We start from the raw sequence: 22,107 nt of genomic DNA, 5'->3' as shown, positions 1-22,107 counted from the left end.
CATGGCATGGGACTTTTCCACCGAGCCGGAGTTCGAGAAGAAACTGGAGTGGATCAGGTGGTTCCGCGCCGAGCGCGTGGACCCGCTGGACCTGGTCTTCCCGGACCGGGCCTTCCATCCCCTCGACGAGGAGACCGGCCCGATCGTCCGGGCCCTCAAGCAGCAGGTGCGCGACCAGGGGCTGTGGGCGCCGCATCTCGGCCCGGAGCTGGGCGGGCGAGGGTTCGGCCAGCTGAAGCTGGCGCTCATCAACGAGATCCTGGGCGAGTCCAGTTGGGCCCCCGTCATCTTCGGCACGGCCGCCCCGGACACCGGCAACGCCGAGATCATCGCCCGCTACGGCACCGAGGAGCAGAAGGAGCGCTACCTCAAGCCGCTGCTCGAAGGCGAGTGCTTCTCCTGTTTCTCCATGACCGAGCCGCAGGCCGGCGCCGACCCGAAGATGTTCACCACGCGAGCCGTGCGGGACGGCGACGACTGGATCATCACGGGCCGCAAGTTCTTCTCCTCCAATGCGCGGACCTCCGAGTTCGTCATCGTGATGGCGGGGACCGACCCCGATGTCAGCGCGTACCGGGGCATGTCGATGTTCCTGGTGCCCAGCGACACCCCGGGCATCCGGATGGAGCGCCACCTCGGCCTGATGAGCGAGGCCCCGGACGAGGGCATGCACGCGCTCATCGAGTACGACGGCGTCCGTGTCCCGGGTGACGCGCTGCTCGGCGGCGAGGGCCAGGCCTTCGCCATCGCGCAGACCCGGCTCGGCGGCGGGCGGGTCCACCACGCCATGCGGGTCGTCGGTCAGTGCCAGAAGGCGCTGGACATGATGGCCGAGCGCGCCCTGTCGCGGGAGACCCAGGGCAGCAGGCTCGCCGACAAGCAGCTGGTGCAGGCGGACCTCGCCGACTCCTACGCGCAGCTGCAGCAGTTCCGGCTGTTCGTGCTGCACACGGCCTGGCAGATCGACCAGTACCAGGACTACAAGCGGGTCCGTAAGGACATCTCCGCCATCAAGTTCCTGACGCCGAAGGTGCTGCACGACATCGTGTACCGCTCCATGCACCTGCACGGCGCGCTGGGCGTCTCCAACGAGATGCCCTTCGCCGACATGTGGACCGGCGCGGCCGTCATGGCGGTCGTCGACGGCCCCTCGGAGGTCCACAAGGTCACGGTGGCCAAGGACCTCCTGCGTGGCTACGAGGCCACGTCCGGGCTCTGGCCCACTCAGCACCTGCCCGCTCGCCGGGAGTGGGCCCGTAAGCAGCTGGAGAAGATGTGAACATCGAGTCGCTCGCGCGCTGGCTGGACGGTCGGGACATCGCTCCGGGGGAACCGGTCGAGGTGTCCCTCATCTCCGGGGGAACCTCCAACGACATCTTCGACATCCGGCGCGGCGAGCGGCGGATGGTGCTGCGCAAGCCGCCGGAGAAGGTCCCGCCCGGCCGCAACGAGACCATGCTGCGGGAGTTCCGGGTGCTGAACGCGCTGGGCGGGACCGAGGTGCCGCACCCGGAGGCCATCGCCGTCTGCGACGACCCCGACGTGATCGGCTCGTGCTTCTACCTCATGGGCCATGTGGACGGCTGGTCGCCGATGAACACCGACGGCTGGCCCGAGCCCTTCAAGAGCGATCTGTCCCTGCGCCCGGGGCTCGCCCACGCCCTGGTGGAGGGGATCGCCAAGCTCGGCAACGTGGACTGGCGGGCCCAGGGACTCGAAGGCTTCGGCCGCCCGGACGGCTTCCACGACCGTCAGGTCGACCGCTGGCAGGCGCACTTGGCGAAGTTCAAGTTCCGTGAGATCCCGGGCCTGGACGCGGCGGCCGGCTGGCTGCGCGAGCACCGGCCCCGGCAGTGGGAGCCGGGCATCATCCACGGCGACTACCAGTTCGCCAACGTCATGTTCAAGCACGGGGCGCCCGCCGAACTCGCCGCCCTGGTCGACTTCGAGATGGCCACCGTCGGAGACCCGCTGCTCGACCTCGCCTGGGTCGTCATGGGCTGGCCGAACGCCGACGAGGACCGGGACGCGGCGGGCAGGTACGCCGACTACACGGGCATGCCCGACCGGGCCGACATCATCGAGCACTACGCCAAGGTCAGCGGCCGGGACGTCGGCGAGATCGACTACTACGTGATCCTGGCCCGGTTCAAGATGGCGATCGTGCTGGAGGGCGGCTACGCCCGCCATGTGAAGGGCGAAGGCGGCAACCCGAAGATGGCCTACTACGGGGACGCGGTCCTGCAGATGGCGGCCCAGGCGGCCGAACTGGCCGCGACGACACGGCTATGAGGGCGGCCCGGTGCAACGCCGTCGGCGGCCCGGTGGTCGTCGAGGAGATTCCCGATCCGGTCGGTGAGGTACTCGTCGACGTGCACTACGCGGCGGTGAACTTCGCCGACGTACTGGTGGTCCGGGGCACCTACCAGGTCAAGGCGGAGCTGCCGTTCACCCCGGGCAGCGAGTTCGCCGGGGTGGTCGCGGAGTCGGGGCACGGGTTCGAGAAGGGCGAACGGGTCTTCGGCTCGGTCTTCGTCGGTGCCTTCGCGGAGCGGGTCGCCGTCCCGGCGGCCAGCCTCTACCCGATTCCCGACGCGATCCCGACCCGGCGCGCGGCGGCCTTCGGGGTCTCGCACGCCACCGCGTACAACGCGCTGACACTCATCGGCCGTCTCCAGGAAGGGGAGCGGGTGGCCGTGCTGGGCGCGGCCGGCGGGGTCGGCCTCGCGGCCGTCGAACTGGCCGCGCTGCTGGGCGCGCAGGTGGTCGCCGTCGCCTCCACCGAGGAGAAGCGGACGGCCTGCCTCAAACAGGGCGCCCACGAAGTGCTTCCGTACGACGACCTCAAGCGCGGGCTCCGGGACTCCGGCGGGGCCGACATCGTGATCGACCCGGTGGGCGGGCCGCACTCCGAACAGGCGCTGCGGGCCATGCGCTGGGGCGGCCGGTTCGTGAACGTCGGCTTCGCCGGCGGCGAGGTGCCGCGTATCCCGCTCAATCTGGCGATGCTCAAGGGCGTCACGATCCACGGCTTCGACTTCGGCGGCTGGGCGCGGCACGGGCGGGACAGGCTGGCCGTCACCCGCGCGGAGCTCAACAGGATGTTCGCCGACGGTCTGATCCACCCCAAGGTCCACGCCGTCCACCCGCTCGACGACGTCACGACGGCCCTCGACCTGGACGGCACCGCCATCGGCAAGATCCTTCTGGAGGTGGGCCGTGGAGTTTGAGTTCGACGAGGACCAGCGGCTGCTGCAACGACTGGTCCGCGAGACGGTCGCCAAGTCGCGTGCGCAGCCCGAGGACCAGCTCTGGGCGACCTATCTGGAACTGGGGTGGCTGGAGGCCCCTCCGGTGGAACTGGCCATCGTCCTGGAGGAGTTGGGGTACGCCGCCGATCCGACCCCGTTCCTCGCCACGGCCACCTGGTTCGCGCCGCTGGCCGGGCGGCTGCCGCGGGGCTCGGGAACCGGGGTGTTCGACGGAACCGGCCGCTTCGTCCTCGACGCGGACCGCGCGGACGAGATCGCCCTGCTCACCGCGGACGGCGTGCGGGTCGTGGACGGCTCGGAACTCGGCGCCGACCGCGTCGAGATCTTCGACCCGACCCTGCACGCGGCCCATGTGACCGCGCCCGGTCTGGTCCCCGGGATCCCCGACCTGGCCCTGATGGGCCTGGCGATCTCCACGGTCGGCAGCTGCCGACGGATCCTGGACCTGGCCGTCGCCCATGTGAAGGAACGCGTCCAGTTCGATGTGCCCATCGGCTCCTTCCAGGCCGTCAAGCACAAGGCGGCGGACATGTACGTCGCCATCGAACGGGCCAGGGCCCTCGCCTACTTCTCCGCGCTGACCATCGCCGAGGACGACCCCCGGCGGAGCAGGGCGGCCTCGATGGCCAAGGCCGCCGCCGGTGAGTGCCAGCGGGTCGTCTTCCGCAACGGCTTCCAGCTCTTCGGAGCGATGGGCTTCACCTGGGAGAACGAACTGCAGATCCACCTCAAGCGGGCCAAGGCCGGCGATCTGCTGCTGGGGACCGCGGCCGTACACCGAAGGGCGTTGCTGGACAGGACGCGGCAGGACCGGGAGAGGTCCGGGCCGCAGCGGGAGAAGAGCCGGCCGGAAGGGACGGTGGCGGGATGAAGCTGGACTCCGGCTCCGAGGTCGAGGAGTTCCGCGCCGAGTTCGCGGCCTTCCTCGACGCCCATCTGCCCACCCCCGAGCAGGCCGTCCCCGCCTCGCGGTCGAGCGCCGACGTCCCCGCGTGGGCACGGCGCTGGCAGCGGACACTGTTCGACGCGGGCTGGCTGCTGCCCGGCAAACCGCCCGAGTACGGCGGGCGCGACGCCACCCTGCCGCAGCAGCTCGCCCACCTCGAAGAGCTGTCGCGGCGGCGGATCTACCACAGCTTCAACCCGCAGGGCATCGGCATCATCGCCGCCTCCATCCTCACCTTCGGGACCGAGGAGCAGAAGAAGCGGTGGGCGATTCCCATTCTGCGCACCGAGATCACGGCGGCGCTCGGCATGAGCGAGCCGGGCGCCGGGTCCGACCTCGCCGGACTGCGGACCCGGGCGGTGCTCGACGGCGACCACTTCGTGGTCAACGGGCAGAAGGTGTGGACCTCGGGCGCGCACGACGCGGACGTCCTGCTGACGTTCGTCCGCACCGACCCGAACGCGCCCAAGCACAAGGGCATCAGCGTGCTGCTCATCCCCACCGACACCGAGGGCGTGGTGAGACGGCCCTTCGCCTCCATGGCCGCCCAGGACGACCTCGACTTCAACGAGGTGTTCTTCACTGACGTCCGGGTCCCGTGCGAGAACCTCGTCGGCCCCCTGAACAAGGGCTGGTCGGTGGCGCACGGCTCGCTCGGGCACGAGCGGACCATGCTGTGGCTGAGCTTCGCCGAGCGCCTCGACGACCTGATCCGGGACGCGCCCAGCGACGAGGAGTGGTACGCGACGCTGCTCATGGACGCCCAGGCGCTCAGGCTGCTCGGCTACCGCCAGCTCAGCGGCGACCGTGACCCGGCGGAACTGTCGGTCCTCAAGCTGCTCGGCTCCGAGGCGATCCAGGTCGCGAGCCTGCACGCACTGGAGGACCGCGGACAGGAGGGACTGGTCCATCCCGAGCTGACCGGTCCCCCCAACCACATGAGCATCGACAACTTCATCGCCGGCTGGTTCGAACGGTACGCGCGCAGCTTCGCCGGGACGATCGCCGGCGGCACCTCCGAGATCCAGCGCAACATCATCGCCGAGCGCATCCTCGGCCTGCCGAGATAACCCAGGAGGACGTGGATGGACCAGATTCTGTACGAGGTCGAGGACCGGGTGGCGGTCATCTCGCTCAACCGGCCCGAGGTCGCCAACGCCCAGACCATGGGTCTTCTCGACGACCTGGACGCGGCCTGGACCCGCGCCGCGGCCGACGAGGACGTACGCGTGATCGTGCTGCGCGGCAACGGGCGGCACTTCTCGGCCGGGCACGACCTGAAGGACCGCTGGCCGAGCCCCGACAAGATCACCCTGGAGTGGATCTACACCGCCGAGGCGCGCAGGTACCTGGAGTACACGCTGCGCTGGCGCAATGTGCCCAAGCCGTCGATCGCCGCCGTCCAGGGCAAGTGCATCGCGGGCGGGCTCATGCTGTGCTGGCCCTGCGATCTGATCGTGGCCGCCGAGAACGCCGAGTTCTCCGATCCCGTGGTCCACATGGGCATCGGGGGAGTGGAGTACCACGGCCACACCTGGGAGCTCGGCCCGCGCAAGGCGAAGGAGATCCTCTTCACCGGACGGGCCGTCACCGCCGCGGAGGCGGAGCAGGTCGGCATGGTCAACCGTGTCGTGCCGCTCGACGAACTGGACACGGCCACCATGGAGTTGGCCGGGCAGATCGCCCGGATGCACCCCTTCGCACTCCGCCAGGCCAAACGGGCGGTCAACCAGACCCTCGACGTGCAGGGCTTCTACGCGGCCGTCCAGTCGGTGTTCGACATCCATGAGACGGGACACGGGAACGCGCTGAGCGTGGGCGGCTATCCGATCCTCACGCGGCTGGAAGAGATGAAGGACCACATCAAGGCGCAGTGAAGCGCGGACGACGTGAGGGGCGGGGCGCAGATCGCGCCCCGCCCCTCACGTCATGCACTCCTCAGCCGCGTTCGTGACGGAAGACCTTTCCTCCCTTCATCACGAAGCGGACGTCGGCCATCACCGAGATGTCCTCCAGCGGATTGCCGGGCACGGCGATCAGATCCGCGAGCAGCCCTTCGGCGATCCGCCCACGGTCCTCGGCGTCGATCAGCTCGGCCGCGGTGACCGTCGCCGCCCGGAGCACCTCCAGCGGGGTCATCCCGCGCTCGACCAGGGCGCTGAGCTCCTGGGCGCCGCGGCCGTGCGGGATCGCCGGCGCGTCGGTCCCGACCGCGATCCGCACACCCGCCTTGAGGGCCCTGGCGACCACGGTCCGGGCCTGCGGGAAGATCTCGCCGGCCTTGGCCTTCAGCTCGGGCGGGGCCTTCGACAGGTCCATCCCGTCGATCAGGGCGGTGGTCGCGACGAGGAAGGTGCCGCGCTCGGCCATCAGAGCGATGGTCTCGTCGTCCAGCAGGAAACCGTGCTCGATGCAGTCGATACCGGCCTCCACGGCCGACCGGACGGCGGCGGCGCCATGGGTGTGCGCCGCCACCTTGAGTCCGCGCCGGTGCGCCTCGTCCACGATGGCCCGCAACTCCTCGTCGGAGTAGTGCTGCGCGCCCGCCGTGCCGGTGTGGGACATCACCCCGCCCGACGCACAGACCTTGATCAGCTGGGCGCCGTACTTGATCTGGTGGCGGACGGCCTTGCGCACCTCGTCGACGCCGTTGGCGATGCCCTCCTCCAGGGAGAGGGGCATGATGCCGGGGGCGTACGCGGAGAACATCGTGGGGTCCAGATGTCCGCCGGTCGGGGTGATCGCGTGCCCCGCCGGGACGATCCGCGGGCCGTCGATCCAGCCGGCGCCGATGGCCTTGGCCAGCGCGACGTCCAGCAGATAGCCCCCGGTCTTCACGAACAGCCCGAGGTTTCTGACGGTGGTGAACCCCGAGCGCAGGGTCCGGCGGGCGTTGGCCACGCCGCGGAGCATGCGCAGCGGCGGATCGTCCTGGACGGGGGACAGGCCGGGGATCTCTCCCCGGCCTCCCATGAGGAGGTTGACCTCCATGTCCATCAGGCCGGGCAGCAGGGTGACGTCGCCCAGATCCAGGACGTCCCCCTCGCCGCCGGCTCCGTCGCCGCCGCTCGTGATGCGGTCGCCGTCGACCGTGACCAGGCCCGGTTCCTCGATCTCGCCCGTCTCGACGTGCAGGACGCGGGCGGCCCTGAGCGTGATCATGCTCAGACCTGCGGTTCCGCGATGACGTCGAGATACGCGGCGCCCGAGTCGGGGACACGCGGCTGTTTCCAGACCTCGATGGGGAAGGACACCATGACGAGGGAGAACATGAGGAGCATGAGGTTGCGTTCGGGCTCGGGCAGGTCGTCGAGCGGGAACGTGTCGAGGTGGGTCGTCGCGCGGTCCAGCAGGGGGAACGCGGCGTCGTAGAACGCCTGCATCTCCGCCATGGAGCTGGCGAGGCGCTTGGCGTACCGCTCCCGTTCGCTGCCGAGGATCCAGGCGCTGTGGGGCTCGAGTTCGGCGAAGTCACTCGGCAGCATCGGCGTGCTCCTTCACGTAATCCCTCACGACCTTGTGGAGGTGGCGCAGGAGGATCTCCTGGTCGTTGAGGGGGAAGTCGGTGACATAGCGGCCTTTGAGCATGGTCTGGGTGGCTTCGAGGGTGTTGCCGTCCTGGAGGGCGTATTCCTTGAAGGTGACGGCGGTGAGTTCCTGGGCGAGGCGGTCGCGGGCCGTCTTCGCGGGGACGAAGTAGAGGTTCGCCTCGAACAGGTGCTTGTCCACGGCAGTCGGCCAGTAGTGGTAGGTCAGATACCAGCCGGGTGCCCACAGGAGCAGCATGAAGTTGGGGAACAGCACGAAGGAGTCGGTGCCCCAGGAGCGGTGGCGGGCCGGGTTGACACCGGCGGGCAGCGGGTCGAGGCCCGCGATGTCGGGTCGGTCCCAGGGGCCGAACAGACCGCTGCGCAGCTCCCGTTCGATCGGCTTGACCATCGAGGGGTCCTTCGGCGGCGCCATGCCGCCCCAGGACGAGATCATCGAGTGGGGGCTGTGCAGCTCGTAGTGGAGCGCCTCGAAGCCGTAGCCCAGGAGCTTCTCCGCCTCCTCCTTGGTGGCCTGCTTCTGGTGCAGGACAGGAGCGTGGTAGAACTCCGCGAAGGCGTCGATGAACAGCTTCCAGTTGCTGCCGACCTCGGCCTTGTAGGTGAAGACGTCGGTCATCTCGTGGAAGGGGTAGCCCTCCAGGCCCTTGGCCATGTCGCCGAGGTACTCGCGGAGGGGCTGCTGGGGGTCGAGGTTGACGAAGACGAAGCCTTCCCAGGTGTCGCAGGCGACTTCTTTGAGGCCGTAGTCGGTTTTGTCGAGGTCGAAGAACTCGCCTTCCTGCTGGACGAAGGTGAGCTTGCCGGTGAGGTCGTAGCGCCAGGCGTGGTATTTGCAGGTGAACTGGCGGCAGGTGCCCTTGACCTCCTCGCCCGGGAAGTCGTTCCAGACGAGTTTGTTGCCGCGGTGGCGGCAGACGTTGTGGAAGGCGCGGATCTGCTGGTCGCGGCCGCGGACGATGATCAGTGAGGTGTCGGCGGCGGCGAGTTCCTTGGTGAAGTAGTGGCCGGGCTTGGGGACCTGTTCGACGCGGCCGACGTTGAGCCAGGTCCGCTTGAAGATGGCCTCGCGCTCGGCCTCGTAGTAGGCGGGATCGATCGAGTCCTCGTAGTTCACGGGACTCGTGCCCAGTTCGGGGTACTGCTCGGTCCAGCTCCCGGCCTCAGGCTTGCTGAAGTGTGGCATGGCTGCCCCCCTTTCCAGAGTGAGAATAACATTCTCACTCAGTGGTAGTGAAGTTCTCCGCAGGTAGGCCGGGATCGAGCTCCACCTCGAAGGTGTTGAGGACCATGGCCAGCAGGCCGTAGGTGCCGATGGTGAAGACCAGATCCATGAGCTGCCGGTCGTCCAGCTCGGAGGCGAGCGCCTGGTAGGTGTCGTCCGACAGGCCCGAATCCGCCTCCAGTTCGTCGACTGCCCGGGTGATCGGAGTCGGCTTGCCGACGCGGATCGCGTCGATCTCCTCGTCGGTGACGCCGGCCTCCCGCGCCATCAGCACATGCTGGGACCACTCGTACTGGCAGCGCCTGCGCCAGGCCACCCGCAGGATCGCCAGTTCGCGGGTGCGCGGCGACAGTGTCGAACGGCGGCCCAGCAGATATCGGCTGTAGCCCAGGAAGGCCGAGGCCAGCTCCGGGTGCCGCGCGAAGAGGCCCAGGGCGTTGGACGGCAACAGCTTGCGCCCCGGCGCGAAGGACGCCATCGCCTCGGTGTCCCACTCCTCGTAGGGGAGCGGCGGGATGCGGTTCATGTGTTGCGGCCCCCGTTCACGCCCAGGATCTGGCCCGTGATGTAGCCGGCCTCCTCCGACACCAGGAACGCGCAGGCGGCGGCGATGTCCTCCGGGCGGCCCACCCGTCGTACCGGAGTGCGCTGGATGTGCTCCTCGACCGTCCCGCCGAGCAGTTCGCGCGACTCCGCCTTGCGCAGCATCGGGGTGTCGATGAAGCCCGGCGGCACCGCGTTGACCGTCACGCCGAACGGGCCCAGTTCCAGGGCCAGCGCCTTTGTCAGTCCGTTGACCGCCGACTTGGAGGCGACGTAGTGCGTCATGAACGGCTGGCCCGACTGGGCGCTGGAGGAGGAGATGTTGACGATCCGTCCCCAGCCCGCCTCCATCATGTCGGGGAGCGCGGCCTGCACACAGTGGAAGACGCCGTTCAGATTGACGTTGATCACGCGGTGCCAGGCCTCGAAGGAGAGATCGGCGAAGCGCTTGAAGCCGTCCATCCCGGCCGCGTTGACCAGGATCGTGACCGGTCCCAGCCGTTCTCTGACGGCGGCCAGGGCGGCATCCACCTGGGCCCGGTCGGTCACGTCGGTGGCCGGGACGAGGCTGGTGTCCGACGGGTTGAGGTCGAGCGCGGCGACCTGGTAGCCGTCCTTGGCGAGCCGCTCCGTGATGGCCCGCCCGATACCGGAGGCGCCGCCCGTGACGACAGCCGTCCTCATGACAGCTTCTCGTCGCCGACGACGGTGGTGCGATGCAGCGTCCGCTCCGAGTCGGCGCGGTACGGCAGGGCCCGGTGCAGCATCCCGGTGTTGTCCCACACCACCAGATCGCCGACCTGCCAGTCGTGGGCGTAGCGGAACCGCTCCTGGGTGGTCCACTCCAGCAACCGGTCGAGCAGCTGCCGGCTCTCGGCGGGCTCCATGCCGACGACGTGGTCCGCCGTGGCCCCGATCACCAGGGAGCGGCGGCCGTCACGGCGCTTCCACACCAGCGGCGTCTCATGGGTGGGCACTTTGCGCCGGCCCGCGACCACCTCCGGACCGGGGTCGGGCGTCACCAGTCGCTGCGCGGCCTCGAAGCTGTGCACCACGCGCAGGTCGTCGTACTGCTTGCGGTCCGCCTCCGGCAGGTTCTCGTACGCCGCGTAGGTGCTCGCGAACTCGGTTCCGCCGCCGGTCGTCGCCACGTGCCGCGCGGTCAGCGTGGTCGTCCTGGTCGGTACGGGGTCGAGGGTGCCGTCGATGTGCCAGTGGAACGTCCCCTTGAGGTACTCGGCCGTCGGGTTCTTGGCCGGGTCGAGGGAGACGGTGAAGATCTCCTTCCCGCCCACCGCGAAGACCTTGCCCAGCTTGCGGCTGAAGGCCAGCTGGCCTTCGTCGTCGAGGTGCAGCCCGCGGATGAGCAGGACGCCGCGCCACTGGAGCGCCTCCGCGCACCGGCTGATCAGCTGATCGTCGAGCAGATGGTCGACGCCGGTGACCTCTACGCCCAGGCTCGGGCTGAGGGCCTTCGTTGCGATCATGAAAATCTCCCTTCCAGATGCGAGAATAGTATTCTCGCCGGTTGGCCTACCGGAAGGCCCGGGACGACGGGGCTCTCGCTCCTCGCCGAACGGCGTGATCGGGCTCCCAACCTGAATAACGGTCAGGTTCGGCCGGTCGGGAGCTTCTGTGATCTGGCATGACGTTCTCGTTTCCGGAATATTGATTTGCGCAGGCTGAGAATGTAGTTTCCACCACATCCGAGCAAGGAGGCAGGATGCGGTTCCAGGACAAGGTTGCGATCGTCACCGGCGCGGGCCAGGGCATCGGTGAGGGTTATGCCCGGGCGCTGGCCGCCGAGGGCGCACGCGTGGTGGTCGCCGAGCTCAACGAGGAACAGGGCGAGCGGGTCGCCAAGGAGATCGGCGACGCGGCTCTGTTCGTCAAGGTGGACGTCGCCGACCCCGCGTCCGCGGAGGCGATGGCGGCCGCCGTGATGGCGGAGTTCGGGCGCATCGACCACCTGGTCAACAACGCGGCCATCTTCCACAGCATGAGGCGCGACGGCCTCACCACGGTCCCCCTCGACTACCTCAACCGCTTCCTCCAGGTGAACCTGATGGGCGCGCTGCACTGCACCCGCGCGGTCGTCCCGCACATGACCGAGGGCGGCGCCATCGTCAACCAGTCGTCCACGGCCGCCTGGCTCGGGGGCGGTTACTACGGACTGGCCAAGGCCGGGATCAACAGCCTGACCGCCTCGCTCGCCGCCGAACTCGGCGGCAAGAACATCCGGGTCAACGGGATCGCGCCGGGCCCCACCGACACCGAGGCCACCCGGAGCATCGTGCCCAAGGAGTTCCAGGAGCAGATGACCAACAGCCTGGCCATCAAGCGGATGGGCACGCCCGAAGACCTGGCGCCCGCCGTCCTGTTCCTGCTCTCCGACGAGGCACGCTGGCTGACCGGTCAGGTCGTCAGCGTCGACGGCGGACAGGTGGTCCGGCTGTGAAGCGCCTGCTCATCGACGGCCGGCTCGTCGAGACCGAGAAGACCTTCCCCTCGCTCAACCCCGCGACCGGCGAGGTGCTCGACCAGGCCCCCGACGCCACGGCCGCCGAGGCCGAAACCGCCGTCGCGGCCGCCCGCCGCGCCTTCGACACCACGAGCTGGGCGACCGACACCGCCCAGCGCCTGCGCTGTCTCCGCCAGCTGCACCAGGCGCTGACCGACCATCAGGAAGAGCTGCGCGACCTGACGATCGCCGAGGTCGGCGCGCCCCGCATGCTCACCCACGGCCCCCAGCTGGACGAGCCGATCAAGCTGGTCTCGTACTACACCGACCTGCTGGAGAAGTACCCCCTGACCGAGGAACTCGGCGAGACCGAGATCCGCGGGCAGCGGCACCGCCGCTGGGTGGAGAAGGAGGCGGCCGGAGTCGTCGCCGCGATCATCCCGTACAACTACCCGAACCAGCTCGCGCTCGCCAAGCTGGTCCCCGCGCTCGCCGCCGGCTGCACGGTCGTCCTCAAGGGCGCCCCGGACACCCCGCTGACCACCCTGTACCTGGGCGAACTGATCGCCGAGCACACGGACATCCCGCCCGGCGTGGCCAACGTCATCGTCTCCTCCGGGATCGAGGCCGGTGAGGTGCTCACCAAGCACCCCGACGTCGACATGATCACCTTCACCGGCTCCACCGCCACCGGCCGCCGGATCATGGAGGCCGCGAGCGCCACCGTGAAGAAGGTCTTCCTGGAACTCGGCGGCAAGTCCGCCATGATCGTGCTCGACGACGCCGACTTCCGCGCCGCCTCCATGTTCGCGGCCTTCACCATCTGCTCCCACTCCGGACAGGGCTGCGCGCTCACCTCCCGGCTGCTGGTGCCCAGGGAGCACCACGACGAGATCGTCGCCATGGTCGCCGCCGGTCTCGAACGCGTCTCGTACGGCGATCCGAACGACCCCAAGACCTTCATGGGACCGCTCATCAGTGAGCGTCAGCGCGACAAGGTCGACGGCATGGTCCAGCGGGCCGTCGCGGCCGGCGCCACCCTGGTCACCGGCGGCAAGCGCGTCGACCCGGGTTTCTTCTACACGCCCACTCTGCTCGCCGACGTCGACCCGGCCAGCGAGATCGCACAGGACGAGGTCTTCGGACCGGTGCTCGCGGTCATCCCCTACGACGGCGAGGACGACGCCGTGCGCATCGCCAACGACTCGATCTTCGGCCTCTCCGGCGCGGTGCAGAGCGCCGACAACGAGCGGGCCATCGCCGTGGCGCGCCGGATCCGCACCGGCACCTTCAGCATCAACGGCGGCAACTACTTCTCCCAGGAAGTCCCCTTCGGCGGCTACAAGCAGTCGGGCGTCGGCCGGGAGAGCGGCGTCGCCGGACTGGAGGAGTTCCTGGAGACCAAGTCCTTCGCGGTGGTGGTCCCGTAATGCGTCCGCTCGAAGGCATCCGCGTCCTCGAAGTCGCCATGTACGGCTTCGTTCCCTCGGCCGGAGCCGTGCTCGCCGACTGGGGCGCCGACGTCATCAAGGTCGAGCACGCCGTCACGGGCGATCCGCAGCGCGGTCTGCGACAGACCGGCACGCTGCGCGTCGAGGGCGAGCCGAACCCCAACATCGAGCACGCCAACCGGGGCAAGCGCAGCCTCGGCCTCGACATGACCCGGCCCGAGGGCAAGGAAGTGCTGCACGACCTGGCCCGCCGCTCCGATGTGTTCCTGACCAGCTTCCTGCCCGGACACCGGCGGCGGTTCGGTATCGACGTGGACGACATCCGCGCGGTCAACCCCCGCATCATCTACGCCCGGGGCAGCGCGCTCGGGCCACGCGGACCGGAATCCGAGAAGGGCGGCTACGACATGACCGCCTTCTGGGCCCGGGGCGGCACCGCCGCCAGCATCACCCCGCCCGGTGTCGAGGGCATGATCAGCCCCACACCCGCCTACGGGGACACCATCTCCGGCACGAACCTCGCCGGAGGCATCGCGGCGGCACTGCTGCGGCGCGAGCGCACCGGCGAACCGTCGGTCGTGGACGTCTCCCTGCTCGGCAGCGGCGTATGGGCCAACGGCCAGGCCACCGCGGTCTCGCTGCACCTCGACCAGCCCTGGGTGGCACCGGTGCCGGGTACCCACGGCTCGCCGATCAACCCGCTGTCCGGCATCTACGCCACGGCCGACGACCGCTATCTGGCCTTCGTCATGCTCCAGCCCGGCAAGTTCTGGGCCGACGTGTGCCACCACATCGACCACCCCGAGCTGGCCGACGACCCCCGCTTCGCCACGGCGGAGCTGCTCGCCGCGAACACCGAAGAGGCCGTCAAGATCCTGCGGACGGCGCTGGCCGGCCGCACCCTCGCCGAGTGGACCGAACGCTTCGCCACCCTGGCCGGGCCGTGGGCCCCGGTGCAGGACACCCTGCAGGTCGGCGCCGACGCGCAGATCCGGGCGAACGAGTATCTGCTCCGGGTCGGCGAGATCGATCTGGCCGCCAGCCCCGTGCAGTTCGACACCACCGCTCCCGCTCTCGGGCCGGCGCCCGAGTTCGCTGCCCAGACCGAGGAAATCCTCATGGAACTGGGACTGGACTGGCCCCGCATCATCGAGCTGAAAGAAGCGGGCGCGGTCACCTGACCACCCTTTTTCGGGGAACGATTTCGAGGAGAACCGATGAGACGCTTGCTCATCGCTGTGGCCGTCCTGGCCCTGGCCGGGTGTTCCGCCCGCTCCACCACGTCGCCGAGTGGCGACAAGCCTTCCACGTCGGCGTCCGGCTCCGCCGCGGCGGCCGACTTCGGCACGCTCAAGAATGTCTGCCACTCCGGCACCGTCAAGGCCTCCACCGCCCAGGGAGTCACCAACTCCGAGATCAAGGTCGGCGTCTTCAGCGACGTCGGCTTCACCAAGAACCCGGAGTTCGTCGACGCGGCCAAGGTGTTCACCTCGTGGTGCAACGACGCGGGCGGCATCAACGGGCGCAAACTCGTTCCCGTCACCCACGACTCCAAGCTCGTCGAGGTCCGCCAGCGGATGATCGAGGCCTGCCGGTCGGACTTCGCGCTCGTCGGCGGCGGCGCCGCGCTCGACGGCATGGGCGTCAAGGACAGGCTGAACTGCCTGCTCCCCGACTTCCCCGCCCAGACCAGCCAGGCCATCGGAGCGGACCTCCAGGTGACCGTCCAGGGCGCCGCCACCGGTTATTCGCCCTACGGGGGCTACTTCTCCTGGCTGCTCAAGGAGGCGTACCCGGCCTCGGCGAGCAGCGTCGGCATCATCGCCGGTGACTCCCCGGTCGTCAAACCCATCACCGCGCAGGACAAGGAGACGCTGGTCTCGGCGGGCGGCAAGATCACCTACTCGGACCTGTACCCGGCCCAGGGCGTGTCCGACTGGACGCCGTACGCCCAGTCCATCAAGAACAAGAAGGTCAAGGGACTGGTCTTCCTCGGTGACTTCGCCAGCCTGGCCAAGCTGGAGCAGGTCCTCACCAACATCGGCTACGCACCCGACTGGATCGACGCCAACAGCAACGCCTACGGCCCCGCCTTCATCCAACTGGCCGGTCCCGCGCTGGCGAAGCAGGCCAACTTCGCCGACCTCGGCGGCTTCGCCCCGCTGGAGGACTCCTCCAACCCGGCGACCAAGGCGGTCGAGGACCTCTTCAAGAAGTACGCCCCCGACGCCCATGTCACGCTGCCGGCGCTGAAGGCCTTCTCCAGCTGGCTGCTGTTCGCCACGGCCGCAGGCGACTGCGCCGAGCTCACCCGCAAGTGCGTGTACGACAACGCGCTCAAGCAGACCGCCTGGACCGGCGGTGGCCTGCAGGCCCCGATGGACCTGTCGTCCTCCACCGTGCCTCCCAAGTGCTTCGACCCCGTCAAGGCGACCGCGAAGGGCTGGGTGGCGGCCGACTTCAAGCCCGACACCGGCGCCTATCGCTGCAATGGGACCCCCTACAAGTTCAAGGGCACCTACACCAAGCCCATGACCTTGGGCGATGTCGGCAAGTCGTTGGCGGACCTGAAGTAGCCACCCTGCGGCAGGAAGGAAGCGACTTGAACCCTCCCCCCGCTGAAGCAGGGGGATTCCTGGCTCAGGCTGCCCGCGGATCCAGCAGACCTACGGGTCTTACACCCTCAACACCAGCCGGGTCGGAACCTGCCCGGTTTGGTACTACAAGCAAAGGAGTTGCTGTGCCGGCTTGGCTCTCGCTCAACACGGTGTGCGCGCTTGGTTCTCGCAACGCACATCGAGCACCTTACCCGATCGCGTGGACGGTCTTTCGCCCTGGAGGCGAAGTCCCGTTCCCTGCCCTGCTCCGCAGGAGTCCGATTCCTCCCCGGTCTGAAGGCCGGGGCATCCTCGGAGGAACCAGGTGAAGGTACGGGTAGACCCGGAGCGCTGCCAGGGTCACACGCTCTGCGCCATGCGGGCTCCGGACATCTTCGAGCTCAGCGAGATCGACGGCCACTCGTCGGTGATCAAGGAAGAGGTCGCGGACGACCAGCAGGACGAGGCCGTCGAGGCCGTCAGGTCCTGCCCCGAGCGAGCGATCTTCATCTCCTGAGGGGAGAACACTCCGATGACTACGGACGACTCCGTCAACGACGACCCCAAGAGGAACCCGGTGCACTTCGACCGGCACACTCCCGAGTACCGCCACGAATTCCAGGCGGTCACCCATGAGTTGCAGTCCAAGTGCCCCATCGCCTGGTCGGAGACCTACGGCGGCCACTGGGTCGCCAGTGGCAACCGCGAGGTCTTCGAGCTGGCCCGGTCCGCCGAGTTCCTCTCCAACGACCACGACGTCAAGGGCGAGCGGCGCGGATACGAGGGGATCACCATCCCGCCGCCGCCCCGGGCGAAGGCCACCCGGGGCGGGTTCCTGGAGATGGATCCGCCCGAGCAGCGCTACTACCGCCAGACCCTCAACCCGTATCTGTCGCCCGCCGCCATCAGCCGCTGGATTCCGCTGATCGACGAAGTGGCGCGCGCCTGCATCGACGAGAGGATCGAGTCGGGGCGGATCGACTTCGTCGACCACCTCGCCAACGTCGTGCCGGCCGTGCTCACGCTCGCCATGATGGGCATCCCGGTCAAGAAGTGGACCATCTACAACGAGGCGGCGCACGCCTCGGTCTACACCCCGCCGAACTCGCCCGACCAGGCCCGCGTCGTCGAACTGCAGAAAGCGATGGGCATGGACCTGGCCATGACCATCGCGGAGGTCCGGCAGACCCCGCGACCGGGCCTGGTCGACGCCCTGGTCCGCGCGGAGATCAACGGCCAGTCCCCGCCCGACGACGAACTCCTGGGCGTGCTGGCCCTGTTGATCGGCGGCGGCTTCGACACCACCACGGCGCTCACCGCGCACGCGCTGGAGTGGCTCTCGGAGCACCCGGCCGAGCGCGACCGTCTCAGCCGGGACCGCAAGGCGCTGCTGGACTCCGCGACCGAGGAGTTCCTGCGCTTCTACGCACCCGCGCCGGGGGACGGACGTACCTTCTCCGCGGACTGCGAGATCGCCGGCACCCGGTTCAAGGAGGGGGAACGGCTCTGGCTGTCCTGGGCGATGGCGAACCGGGACCCGCAGGTGTTCCCCGAACCCCACTCCATCGACATGGAGCGCAAGGGCAACCGGCACAGCAGCTTCGGCCTCGGCATCCACCGGTGCATCGGCTCCAACGTGGCGCGCACGGTGTTCAAACGGATGGTCACCCAGGTGCTCGACCGGATGCCGGACTTCCACTGCGACCCGGAGGGCGCCGAGCACTACGAGACGATCGGCATCATCCAGGGCATGCGGCACCTCCCGGCGACCTTCACGCCGGGTCCCCGGATCGGCGCCGGGCTGGACGAGACGCTGGAGACCCTCCAGCGGGTCGTCGACGAACAGCGGCTCGCCGAGCCGGTCACGGTACGCAAGGGGCAGGCGAAGATCGACCGTTGACCTTCGCCGGCCCGACGGACGTACAGGTGCCGCCCGAGCGGCGGCACGGTGAGGAGAGGATGTGGCCGGACCCACGGGACGTCCGCTGCCGGTGGTCACAGAGGAGAACGAGTTCTTCTGGACCTCCGGCGCGGACGGCCGGTTGCGCGTGACGGAGTGTTCATCCTGCGCGGCCCTGCTGCATCCACCGCAGCCGGTCTGCCGGTACTGCCGGGGGCACGAGACCGGGGTGCGGGCCGTCTCCGGATACGCGACGCTGATCGGATTCACCGTCAACCACCGGTTCAGCGCGCCCGGAATGCCCGCGCCCTATGTCGTGGCGCAGGTCGCCCTGGAGGAGGACACCAGGGTCCGGCTCACCACCAACCTCGTCGAGTGCGAGCCCGACGAGCTGCATCTGGGCATGCGGGTGGAGGTCGTCTTCGAACAGGCCGAGGACGTGTGGCTGCCGCTCTTCCGCCCCGTGGCCGAACAGGGGCCCCCGGCCCCGCTCCCCCCGGACCCGGTGGAACCCGGGGACATGCGGCGCCACATACGCCCGATGACCACCCCCGAGAAGTTCGAGGACAAGGTCGCGATCAGCGGCATCGGGATGTCGGAGATCGGGCGCAGACTGATGGTCCCGCCGCTGTCGCTGACGGTGCGGGCCTGCGAACGCGCCCTCGCGGACGCCGGCCTCACCCTCGACGACATCGACGGCCTCGCCACCTACCCGGGCGCCGGCGCGTTCGGCGGCTTCGCCGAGGGCGGCATCACCGCGCTGGAGGACGCCCTCGGCATCAGGCCCACCTGGTACAACGGCGGCGCCGAGACCTTCGGCCCCGGCGGCTCGCTCATCGCGGCGATGCTGGCGGTCGCGGGCGGACTGGCCCGGCATGTGCTGTGCTTCCGTACGGTCTGGGAGGCCTCGTACGGCGAACTGATACGGCGCGGCCGGATCACCCTTGAGGGCGGGCGCCGGGTCACCGGCTGGCAGAAGCCCTTCGGAGCGGTCTCCGCGGCCCACACCCTGGCCCAGAACGCCCAGCGGCACTTCCACCGCTACGGCAGCTCGCGTGAGACGCTCGGCTGGATCGCCCTCAACCAGCGGGCGAACGCCGCGCTCAACCCGACCGCGATCTACCGCGACCCGATGACCATGGACGACTATCTGTCGGCCAGGACGGTCACCACGCCGTTCGGACTGTACGACTGCGACGTGCCCTGCGACGGATCGGTCGCCGTGATCGTGTCCGCCGTGGACGCGGCACGGGACCTGGCCGGACCGCCGGTGCTCGTGGAGGCCGTCGGAACCCAGATCATGGAACGGCTGGAGTGGGACCAGAGCACCTCCACCCATGAACCGCAGGTGCTCGGCCAGTCCGCCCATCTGTGGACGCGCACCTCGCTGCGCCCCTCGGACGTCGACGTGGCCCAGCTCTACGACGGCTTCACCTTCAACTGCCTCTCCTGGATCGAGGGGCTGGGCTTCTGCGGCATCGGTGAGGCCAAGGACTTCCTCGACGGGGGCAAGAACATCGCCAGGGACGGACTGCTGCCGCTGAACACCCACGGAGGCCAGCTCTCGCACGGCCGCACCCATGGCCTGGGGCTCGTCCACGAGGCCGTGACACAGCTGCGCGGCGAGGGCGGGGCACGCCAGGTGGAGGGTGCCCGGGTCGCCGTGACGAGCACCGGCGGCCTCACACCGAGCGGTGTGATCCTGCTGCGGGCGGACACGTGAGCGGCGTGTCCCGAGTCGTCGACGTCGACGGCATCCCCGCCTCCGCCCTGCTCCAGGAGGCGCGGCAGCCACGGGCCGTCGTCGTGGCCCTGCACGGCGGGGCCGCGCACTCGGGCTACTTCGACTACCCGGGCAGGCCGCACCTGTCACTACTGCGCACCGGCACGGCGCTCGGGTTCACCGTCCTCGCCCTCGACCGTCCGGGATACGGCAGCTCCGCCCCGTACGCCGAGGAGTTGGCGGACGAGGAGCGGCGGGTGGATTTCGCCTACGCGGCGGTGGACCGGCTGCTCGCCTCACGTCCGCGTGGGGCGGGCGTCTTCGTGATGGCGCACTCGATCGGCTGCGAGCTGGCGCTGCGCATGGCGGGCGACGAGCGGGGGAGCGAGCTGCTGGGTGTGGAGATCGCCGGCATCGGGCGCCACCATCACGACGACGCGGTGGACATCCTGGGGGTGCGGCACAACGAGTCGTGGCCGAGGCCGGCCGCCGGCAGCGTCCGGGACCTGCTGTGGAAGCCCTCGCGCCTCTACGAGGACGACGTCGTGGGGGGCGCCCGGTTCGCGTCCGCCTCGCCCGCCTACGAGGGCAAGGTGGCCAGGGGCTGGCCGCTCGTCTTCCCCGAACTCGCCCCGCGGGTACGGGTTCCGGTGCACTACAGCCTCGGCGAGCACGAGCGGGTGTGGCGCTCCGGGCCCGCGGCGCTGGCCGACATCGCGTCCCTGTTCACCGCCTCCCCGCGGGTCGTGGTCGGCGAACAGGCGGACGGCGGCCACAACTTGAGCATCGGGCTGACGGCCATGGCGTACCACCTCAAGATCCTGTCGTTCGTCGAGGAATGCGTGCTGGCTCGCGGGAGCGCGGCACAAGAGCGGCCCGGGAGGGCGAGTTGAGCGACGCGGACATGGCAGCGCTGCTGCTGGTACGGGTGGTCCTGGGCATCGTGATGATCGCGCACGGCCTCAACCACTGGCGGGGCGGCGGCCGGATCGAGGGCACCGCCCGCTGGTTCACCGGCCTCGGACTGCGGCAGGGAAGGCTGCAGGCGTGGATGAGCGTGGTGACCGAAGTGGGCGCGGGCGCGCTGCTGATCGCCGGGCTCCTCACCCCGCTGGCCTGCGCGGCGGTCATCTCCGTGATGCTGGTCGCGGGAATCCTCGCGCACCGGCCGAACGGCTTCTTCGTCTTCAAGGAGGGGTACGAGTACGTCCTCGTCCTTTCGGTGGTCTCGCTGGCCCTGGCCGTGCTGGGCCCCGGCCGGTTCTCCGTGGACCACGCGGGCGACGTCGAGGTGACCGGCTGGGCCGGCGGCGGTGTCGCCCTCGGCGTGGCCGTGGCGGCGACGGCCGGTCTGCTCGGCGTGTTCTGGCGCCCGGAACCGACGACGACCGAACCGACGGCCGAACCGACGGCCGAACCGACGACCGAACCGACGGCGGAACCGACGGCCATGGAACCGGCGACGGAACCGACGACGACCGACACGGCGGGAGCCACCGGGGCGACCGGACAACCGGCCGAGCAGGAGGCCCGCTGATGCGTGTGGGATTCATAGGTCTGGGCAGCCAGGGTGCCCCCATGGCACGCCGGATCGTCGACGCGGGCTTCGAGACGACCCTGTGGGCACGACGTCCCGTCTCGCTCGCCCCCTTCGACGACACGCCCGCCAAGCGCGCCGCGTCCCCCGCCGAACTGGCCACGGCCAGTGACCTGGTGTGCGTCTGTGTCGTCGACGACGCGGACGTCGAGGAGGTCGTGGTCGGGGACGACGGCGTGCTGGCGGGTCTCAGACAGGGCGGGGTGATCGCCGTGCACAGCACGATCCACCCCGACACCTGCCGTCGCCTCGCCGACCGGGCCCGGGCGCGCGGGGTCGCGCTGATCGACGCGCCGGTGAGCGGCGGCGGCCCGGCGGCCGCCCAGGGCCGTCTGCTGGTGATGGTCGGCGGTGAGTCCGGCACCGTCGGATTCTGCCGCCGGGTGTTCGAGACCTTCGGCGATCCCGTCGTCCACATGGGCCCGCTCGGGTCCGGGCAGGTCACCAAACTCCTCAACAATGTGCTGTTCACGGCCAATCTCGCGACCGCCGCGGGTGCGCTCGCGCTGGGCCGGGAACTCGACGTCGATCCCGCCGGGCTCGCCGAGGTGATGGCCCACGGCAGCGGGTCCAGCTTCGCGCTGGGCCGGATCGCGGCCGCCGGCGGGACGCTCGAACGCATCGCGTCCCAGGCCGGACCGCTGCTGCGCAAGGACGTCCGGCTGGTGGCCGACCTGGCCGGCCCGGCCACGGCCTCGACGGGCATCGTGCTGGAGGCCGCGGACGCCACCCTCGCCCTGATCGCGCACGAACGCTGAGCACCGAGCGAACGCTGAGCATCGAGCGACAAAGCGCCGAGCGCGGGAGGGTACGCGCGCCGGGCGCCGAACGGTAGGTGTCCGAG

At 69.7% G+C, this 22,107-nt stretch carries 22 protein-coding genes; 16 read left to right on the top strand and 6 right to left on the bottom strand.

Going from position 1 to position 22,107, the window contains the following annotated elements:
• Position 1: 1 nt before the first annotated feature.
• The 6 genes from RV986_RS03045 to RV986_RS03020 are packed head-to-tail and all read left to right on the top strand — an operon-like array spanning position 2 to position 6,095.
• A complete protein-coding gene (locus RV986_RS03045; RefSeq protein ID WP_475915888.1) occupies positions 2–1,279 on the top strand; it encodes an acyl-CoA dehydrogenase family protein in 1,278 nt (425 codons plus the stop codon).
• Entirely contained in the window at positions 1,276–2,292 is a 1,017-nt protein-coding gene (locus RV986_RS03040; protein WP_475915887.1) for a phosphotransferase family protein, read from the top strand. The genes RV986_RS03045 and RV986_RS03040 overlap by 4 nt, the downstream gene beginning before the upstream one ends.
• The gene (locus RV986_RS03035; RefSeq protein WP_475915886.1) at positions 2,289–3,230 is read left to right on the top strand and encodes an NADPH:quinone oxidoreductase family protein; all 942 of its coding nucleotides are present in this window, start codon (positions 2,289–2,291) and stop codon (positions 3,228–3,230) included. The genes RV986_RS03040 and RV986_RS03035 overlap by 4 nt, the downstream gene beginning before the upstream one ends.
• Positions 3,220–4,143 (top strand): acyl-CoA dehydrogenase family protein, encoded by a 924-nt coding sequence (locus tag RV986_RS03030; protein ID WP_475915885.1) that lies wholly within the window; start codon positions 3,220–3,222, stop codon positions 4,141–4,143. Before RV986_RS03035 ends, RV986_RS03030 begins: the two co-directional genes overlap by 11 nt.
• A complete protein-coding gene (locus RV986_RS03025) occupies positions 4,140–5,288 on the top strand; it encodes an acyl-CoA dehydrogenase family protein (RefSeq protein WP_475915884.1) in 1,149 nt (382 codons plus the stop codon). Before RV986_RS03030 ends, RV986_RS03025 begins: the two co-directional genes overlap by 4 nt.
• A gap of 15 nt (positions 5,289–5,303) precedes the next feature.
• A complete protein-coding gene (locus tag RV986_RS03020) occupies positions 5,304–6,095 on the top strand; it encodes an enoyl-CoA hydratase (RefSeq protein WP_475915883.1) in 792 nt (263 codons plus the stop codon).
• 61 nt (positions 6,096–6,156) lie between these two features.
• On the opposite strand, the gene RV986_RS03015 is transcribed toward RV986_RS03020, so the two are convergent.
• From RV986_RS03015 to RV986_RS02990, 6 genes are read right to left on the bottom strand one after another with little or no spacing between them, the layout of a single operon-like run.
• Positions 6,157–7,380 (bottom strand): metal-dependent hydrolase family protein, encoded by a 1,224-nt coding sequence (locus RV986_RS03015; protein WP_475915882.1) that lies wholly within the window; start codon positions 7,378–7,380, stop codon positions 6,157–6,159.
• 2 nt (positions 7,381–7,382) lie between these two features.
• Positions 7,383–7,703 (bottom strand): hypothetical protein, encoded by a 321-nt coding sequence (locus RV986_RS03010; protein WP_475915881.1) that lies wholly within the window; start codon positions 7,701–7,703, stop codon positions 7,383–7,385.
• Positions 7,690–8,952, bottom strand: coding sequence for an aromatic ring-hydroxylating oxygenase subunit alpha (locus RV986_RS03005; RefSeq protein WP_475915880.1), 1,263 nt, complete (start codon positions 8,950–8,952; stop codon positions 7,690–7,692). Before RV986_RS03005 ends, RV986_RS03010 begins: the two co-directional genes overlap by 14 nt.
• A 34-nt stretch (positions 8,953–8,986) precedes the next feature.
• Positions 8,987–9,517, bottom strand: coding sequence for a carboxymuconolactone decarboxylase family protein (locus tag RV986_RS03000; protein WP_475915879.1), 531 nt, complete (start codon positions 9,515–9,517; stop codon positions 8,987–8,989).
• Positions 9,514–10,218 (bottom strand): SDR family NAD(P)-dependent oxidoreductase, encoded by a 705-nt coding sequence (locus RV986_RS02995; protein ID WP_475915878.1) that lies wholly within the window; start codon positions 10,216–10,218, stop codon positions 9,514–9,516. The genes RV986_RS03000 and RV986_RS02995 overlap by 4 nt, the downstream gene beginning before the upstream one ends.
• On the bottom strand, positions 10,215–11,021 hold the full coding sequence (locus RV986_RS02990) for a TauD/TfdA dioxygenase family protein (RefSeq protein WP_475915877.1): 807 nt from the start codon (positions 11,019–11,021) through the stop codon (positions 10,215–10,217). Before RV986_RS02990 ends, RV986_RS02995 begins: the two co-directional genes overlap by 4 nt.
• A 236-nt stretch (positions 11,022–11,257) precedes the next feature.
• Here RV986_RS02990 and RV986_RS02985 point away from each other — a divergent pair, with 236 nt between their 5' ends.
• The 10 genes from RV986_RS02985 to RV986_RS02940 all read left to right on the top strand — a co-directional run bounded on the left by RV986_RS02985 (position 11,258) and on the right by RV986_RS02940 (position 22,021).
• Entirely contained in the window at positions 11,258–11,992 is a 735-nt protein-coding gene (locus RV986_RS02985; protein ID WP_475915876.1) for an SDR family oxidoreductase, read from the top strand.
• A complete protein-coding gene (locus tag RV986_RS02980) occupies positions 11,989–13,425 on the top strand; it encodes an aldehyde dehydrogenase family protein (protein WP_475915875.1) in 1,437 nt (478 codons plus the stop codon). The genes RV986_RS02985 and RV986_RS02980 overlap by 4 nt, the downstream gene beginning before the upstream one ends.
• Positions 13,425–14,627, top strand: a complete 1,203-nt coding sequence (locus RV986_RS02975) for a CaiB/BaiF CoA transferase family protein (protein ID WP_475915874.1) — start codon at positions 13,425–13,427, stop codon at positions 14,625–14,627. Before RV986_RS02980 ends, RV986_RS02975 begins: the two co-directional genes overlap by 1 nt.
• A gap of 36 nt (positions 14,628–14,663) precedes the next feature.
• Positions 14,664–16,022: an ABC transporter substrate-binding protein gene (locus RV986_RS02970; RefSeq protein WP_475915873.1), complete on the top strand. Its 1,359-nt coding sequence runs from the start codon at positions 14,664–14,666 to the stop codon at positions 16,020–16,022.
• A gap of 346 nt (positions 16,023–16,368) precedes the next feature.
• Positions 16,369–16,560, top strand: a complete 192-nt coding sequence (locus RV986_RS02965) for a ferredoxin (protein ID WP_475915872.1) — start codon at positions 16,369–16,371, stop codon at positions 16,558–16,560.
• A gap of 15 nt (positions 16,561–16,575) precedes the next feature.
• A complete protein-coding gene (locus RV986_RS02960) occupies positions 16,576–17,943 on the top strand; it encodes a cytochrome P450 (protein WP_475915871.1) in 1,368 nt (455 codons plus the stop codon).
• A gap of 61 nt (positions 17,944–18,004) precedes the next feature.
• Positions 18,005–19,666: a thiolase C-terminal domain-containing protein gene (locus RV986_RS02955; protein ID WP_475915870.1), complete on the top strand. Its 1,662-nt coding sequence runs from the start codon at positions 18,005–18,007 to the stop codon at positions 19,664–19,666.
• 5 nt (positions 19,667–19,671) lie between these two features.
• Entirely contained in the window at positions 19,672–20,559 is an 888-nt protein-coding gene (locus RV986_RS02950; RefSeq protein ID WP_475915869.1) for an alpha/beta fold hydrolase, read from the top strand.
• On the top strand, positions 20,556–21,203 hold the full coding sequence (locus RV986_RS02945) for a DoxX family protein (protein ID WP_475915868.1): 648 nt from the start codon (positions 20,556–20,558) through the stop codon (positions 21,201–21,203). The genes RV986_RS02950 and RV986_RS02945 overlap by 4 nt, the downstream gene beginning before the upstream one ends.
• Complete coding sequence (locus RV986_RS02940) at positions 21,203–22,021, top strand: NAD(P)-dependent oxidoreductase (RefSeq protein ID WP_475915867.1); 819 nt, start codon at positions 21,203–21,205, stop codon at positions 22,019–22,021. The genes RV986_RS02945 and RV986_RS02940 overlap by 1 nt, the downstream gene beginning before the upstream one ends.
• Positions 22,022–22,107: the final 86 nt, after the last annotated feature.

This window comes from Streptomyces sp. RLA012, assembly GCF_056270325.1.
This window is presented reverse-complemented; position numbering and strand designations above follow the sequence as displayed.